Annotated in this window: 6 protein-coding genes; 5 read left to right on the top strand and 1 reads right to left on the bottom strand. The window is 40.8% G+C overall.

Features of this window, described 5'->3' with window-relative positions; genetic code table 11:
- Positions 1-87: 87 nt before the first annotated feature.
- Positions 88-399 (bottom strand): PepSY domain-containing protein, encoded by a 312-nt coding sequence (locus tag BABA_RS13855; protein ID WP_007085823.1) that lies wholly within the window; start codon positions 397-399, stop codon positions 88-90.
- A 161-nt stretch (positions 400-560) separates the two neighbouring features.
- Here BABA_RS13855 and BABA_RS13850 point away from each other — a divergent pair, with 161 nt between their 5' ends.
- From BABA_RS13850 to BABA_RS13830, 5 genes are all read left to right on the top strand, one after another.
- Entirely contained in the window at positions 561-1,634 is a 1,074-nt protein-coding gene (locus tag BABA_RS13850; RefSeq protein ID WP_007085822.1) for a M42 family metallopeptidase, read from the top strand.
- Positions 1,635-1,691: 57 nt separating this feature from the next.
- Positions 1,692-2,213, top strand: coding sequence for a DUF84 family protein (locus tag BABA_RS13845; protein WP_007085821.1), 522 nt, complete (start codon positions 1,692-1,694; stop codon positions 2,211-2,213).
- A gap of 42 nt (positions 2,214-2,255) precedes the next feature.
- Positions 2,256-2,849 carry a hypothetical protein gene (locus tag BABA_RS13840; protein WP_007085820.1) on the top strand — a complete coding sequence of 198 codons (594 nt, stop codon included), beginning with the start codon at positions 2,256-2,258 and terminating at the stop codon, positions 2,847-2,849.
- Positions 2,850-2,940: 91 nt separating this feature from the next.
- Complete coding sequence (locus BABA_RS13835) at positions 2,941-3,255, top strand: thioredoxin family protein (RefSeq protein WP_007085819.1); 315 nt, start codon at positions 2,941-2,943, stop codon at positions 3,253-3,255.
- Between the two features lie 94 nt (positions 3,256-3,349).
- Complete coding sequence (locus BABA_RS13830; RefSeq protein WP_007085818.1) at positions 3,350-4,138, top strand: DUF1444 domain-containing protein; 789 nt, start codon at positions 3,350-3,352, stop codon at positions 4,136-4,138.
- Positions 4,139-4,223: the final 85 nt, after the last annotated feature.

Here is a 4,223-nt window from a genome sequence, read left to right as displayed (position 1 = left end):
ATCGGTTCGCTTCGCTCACCGTGTTTCCTTTATCTCAGTTGGAGCGCTCCAGGCCATACGCCGCTGACCAGGGCGCTTACGCTTTTATTATAATGGACGAATATCCAATAACGTTCCTGTTTGCGCGTCGGCGATGAATTCAAATTGTTCGTTGGTTCCGTTTTTATTTTTAGAAATACCGCCTTTGTAAACCTGATAGTTGATCTGTTGCTTTTCATATGGCTCCGCGATCATATGAATCCATGAGCCACTGATGGGCTCGTTCTGCTTAAATTGTCTTTTTACATGCTCTAACACTTTTTCTGGTGATACATTTGTTTTTTGAATGAGGATTTCTTTGGTTACATAGCCACCAACTACACCCAAGGCAGCACCAAGGAAAAAGGATCTCCAGTTCATAAGCACACCCCCAAATTGGAAAGATTTCTCTTCTAAGTATATCGTATTTATCTTCAGGAGGGTATTATTACAGGGCATGAAATGAATTATTGGAAACGGCTTCGTAGTTTCTGTAAAATAAAGAATATACATACACTTCATAAATTAAAAGGAGCCTGAACATGAACGAACAAACCTTAAATCTTTTTCAAACATTAACTGAACTGCCCGGTGCCCCCGGAAATGAGCATTTAGTAAGAAATTTTATGAGAGAACAACTATCTCAATACTCAGATGAAATCATTCAAGATAACTTAGGCAGTATTTTTGGGGTAAAAAAAGGTAAGGGCCAAGGTCCAATCGTTATGGCGGCAGGTCATATGGATGAAGTCGGCTTCATGGTAACGGCCATCACTGATAATGGGATGCTCCGTTTTCAACCACTTGGGGGCTGGTGGAGTCAAGTTCTTCTCGCCCAGCGTGTACAAGTCATGACGAAGAATGGCCCAGTTGTTGGTGTAGTGGGTTCTATTCCACCGCACCTTTTAGATGAATCGAAGAAAAACAAACCAATGGAAGTAAAAAATATGCTGATCGATATTGGGGCGGATAATCGTGAAGATGCGGAGCGGATTGGCATCAAGCCCGGTCAAGCAATCTTGCCAATTTGTCCATTTATACCAATGGCAAATCCAAAGAAAATTATGGCAAAGGCATGGGATAACCGTTATGGCTGCGGCCTTGCAATTGAATTACTCCAAGAATTAAAGGATGAAACATTGCCCAATATTTTGTATTCCGGTGCAACCGTTCAAGAGGAAGTTGGTTTACGCGGTGCACAGACGGCAGCCAATATGATTAAGCCTGATATCTTTTTTGCCATGGATGCCAGTCCTGCTAATGATATGTCCGGTGATAAAAATGAATTTGGTCAATTAGGTAAAGGAACATTACTTCGTATTCTTGATCGTTCCATGGTAACACATCGCGGTATGCGGGAGTTTGTTCTTGATACAGCAGAAACAAACAAAATTCCCTATCAATATTTCGTTTCCCAAGGCGGAACAGATGCAGGCCGTGTTCATTTATCCAATGAGGGCATTCCAAGCGCTGTTATCGGTATTTGTTCGCGCTATATCCATACACATGCCTCCATTATTCATGTGGACGATTACGCTGCCGCAAAGGAATTATTGGTTAAGCTTGTTAAAGCCTGTGACCAAACAACAGTAGATACGATTAAATCAAACAGTTAATCTTTGAGGAGGCATTCATCATGCCTCCATTTTGATGTTTAAAAAGGGGACACTAACATGAAAATTATCATCGGATCAAAGAATCCAGCTAAAATGAATGCAGTGAAAAATGGTTTTGCAGACCAAGAAGCAGAGTTTGTTTCGATTGATATTCCTTCTGGAGTAAAGTCACAGCCATTTTCTGATGAGGAAACGATCCAAGGAGCTATCAATCGCGCGGTGGGCGCGTTAAAGGAAGGCAATGGCGATATAGGCATTGGACTTGAGGGTGGTGTTCATGAAACAAGCCACGGGTTGCTGCTTTGTAATTGGGGTGCGCTCGCAACCCGCAACATGGAGCCGTTTATTGCCGGCGGTGCGAGATTTCTTCTTCCAGAACAGGTGGCAGAGAGACTGAGAGCAGGGGATGAACTCGGCCCAGTTATGGATGAATACGCCAAAATGAAGAATGTGAGGAAACACGAAGGGGCCGTTGGAATCTTCACAAACGGTATGATTAATCGCGTTGATATGTTTACACATGTGACAAAGCTATTAGTTGGGCAATTTGCCTATCAACAAAATCAACAAAGAGGATAATTTATTTTTTTCGACAGCAATTATCGACAAAGGTCTTGTCATTTGAATATTCCGACAGGTATGATAAAGATAGGACATTGGACATATTGCAAGGAGGCGGAAAATCTGAAAATCACCAAAACTATCATCATTTTCATGCTATCGGTTCTATTGTTAAGCGCGTGTAACAGTGCTTCATTTAAAGAAGAAAGTAAGGCCACCATTAATACCGTAAAAACAACGTTTACTGAAAAAGTGAACAAGCCCAATAAAAGGAGTGGAAAAATCCGCTTTTATCTACCTTCTGGTTATAACATCAAAGAACAGTCTTTAAATAATATTATTTTACAAAATGGCTCTGACACTTATATTTTATTTATTAATCCGCAAGAAGCTTCCTCAAGCGAGGTGGTCTATCAATCAACAGTTGAACAATATAAGAAACTTGAGACGAATGAGAAGTTTTCTAATAGAGAAAATAAAGTTGGCTTTTTGACCATTAAGCAGTTGAAGGAAGATAGCTTGAATGAGGTAACGATCGGTGTTGGCGGTGCTAAAATAACCACTCAAATAAAAACAAGTGATATGAATGCAGATTCTAAAACAATGATGCAAATCGTGAATTCCGTGGAATATCCAACAGAAACGAAGGAATAATAAACTAGGTGCATATCATTGGACGGAAAAGCTTTAGTACTGCTATGATTTGGGAAGAATCTAACAACAAAGCAAATCGGAGGCGTTAACCTTGAAGAACTTAGAGTCAATGGAGCAATTTGAACAACTTCGTGACGGATCAAAGACAATCTTAATGTTTTCAGCTAAATGGTGCGGTGATTGCCGCTTCATCGAACCTGTTCTGCCGGAAATAGAAGCCAAATTTCCTGAATTTACGTTTATCCATGTAGACCGTGATCAATTTATTGATTTATGCCAACAAGTAGACGTTTACGGAATTCCAAGTTTTATCGCTTATGACAACGGAAAAGAGCTTGGCCGCTTTGTCAGTAAAGACCGAAAATCACAAGAAGAAATCGAGGCCTTCATTTCTGGTCTAAAGTAATTTTGAAAGCTAAATCCCCTTTCTTTTGAGATGGGGGATTTTTTCATGTACAATAGGATACACAACTCCTAGAAATGGTGGGTTACATATGAAAATGGATAGCAAAAAAATGCGTCGTGAATTAGAGGCGCGCTTAGCTGGGGAAGAGAGATTGATCACTTTTGACCGTGAAAAAGATCAGCTCCGTTTTGAAAGTAAAAAAAATGGCAAAGGGATCACGGTTTCGATTCCTGGAATCCTTGCCAAATGGGATATAGAAAAAGAAAAGGCAATTGATGAGATTGTCTATTATGTCGAAGAGGGTCTTCGCGCCATGGACGATTCTATTCAGTTAACAGATCACGAGAAAAAAATCTTTCCTGTCATCCGCTCTGCATCTTTTCCTACTGAGGCTGAGGAAGGCATCCCATTCCTGATTGACGAACATACGGCAGAAACGAAAATTTATTATGCTTATGACATGGGGAAAACTTACCGCTTGATTGACACAAGGATTTTGGAAAAAGAGGGATGGGATGCGAGCAGGATTAGGGAAATAGCTTTATTTAATGTACGGTCGCTGTCAACATCGCTTAAGGAGGATCAAGTTGCCGGGAACAGCTTTTATTTTCTTAATACCAATGATGGATATGATGCCAGCAGGATATTAAATAAAGGATTTTTAAACGAAATCGAGAAGCAGATTACCGGTAGAATGGTGCTGGCTGTACCGCATCAGGATGTGTTAATTATTGCGGATATTCGCAACGACAGGGGCTACGATGTCATTGCTCAAATGGCAATGAGCTTTTTTGCGAGTGGACGTGTGCCAGTTACAGCATTGTCCTTCTATTATGAAGATGGGGAATTAGAACCGATTTTTATTTTAGGAAAAAATAAATGATAAGAAAAGCGTAAGCGCCCTGTTCAGCGGCGTATGGCCTGGAGCGCTCCAACTGAGATAAAGGAAACACGAAGAGCCGGAGGCG

The organism is Neobacillus bataviensis LMG 21833, assembly GCF_000307875.1.
Taxonomy (GTDB): domain Bacteria; phylum Bacillota; class Bacilli; order Bacillales; family Cytobacillaceae; genus Neobacillus; species Neobacillus bataviensis.
Note: the sequence above shows the minus strand (reverse complement) of the source record. Positions and strands in the feature narration are given on the sequence as shown.

Excerpts from the sequence above, each read along its gene's own strand:
- BABA_RS13855 (WP_007085823.1), bottom strand. The coding sequence starts at position 399 with ATGAACTGGAGATCCTTTTTCCTTGGTGCTGCCTTGGGTGTAGTTGGT.
- BABA_RS13850 (WP_007085822.1), top strand. The coding sequence starts at position 561 with ATGAACGAACAAACCTTAAATCTTTTTCAAACATTAACTGAACTGCCC.
- BABA_RS13845 (WP_007085821.1), top strand. The coding sequence starts at position 1,692 with ATGAAAATTATCATCGGATCAAAGAATCCAGCTAAAATGAATGCAGTG.
- BABA_RS13830 (WP_007085818.1), top strand. The coding sequence starts at position 3,350 with ATGGATAGCAAAAAAATGCGTCGTGAATTAGAGGCGCGCTTAGCTGGG.